We start from the raw sequence: 248 nt of genomic DNA on the forward strand, positions 1-248 counted from the left end.
GGGATGTCGTCGAAGCCGACCACGCTCAGGTCGTCGGGGATGCGGCGGCCCCGCTCGTTCGCTGCGTGATAGACGCCGAGTGCCATCTGGTCGTTGGAGGCGAACACGGCGGTCACAGCGGCGTCATCGAGCACGTGGAGGCCCAGGCGGTACCCGGATTCGGCCGTCCAGTCGCCCTCCCGCACCGACGGGGCCTCGAGCCCGGCCTCCCCCAACTCCGTGCGGTACCCGTGCGCGCGTGCCTGCGC

General features: G+C 72.2%; 1 protein-coding gene. It reads right to left on the reverse strand.

Annotated elements, in window-relative coordinates; genetic code table 11:
• Window positions 1-215, reverse strand: a 215-nt coding sequence (locus tag SB773_RS33770) for a substrate-binding domain-containing protein (RefSeq protein WP_410594837.1), incomplete at its 3' end; no start/stop codon positions are given.
• Window positions 216-248 lie beyond the last annotated feature (33 nt).

The organism is Bacillus sp. SIMBA_074 (assembly GCF_046534555.1).
In the GTDB taxonomy this organism is placed as follows: Bacteria; Bacillota; Bacilli; order Bacillales; family Bacillaceae_G; genus Bacillus_A; species Bacillus_A mycoides.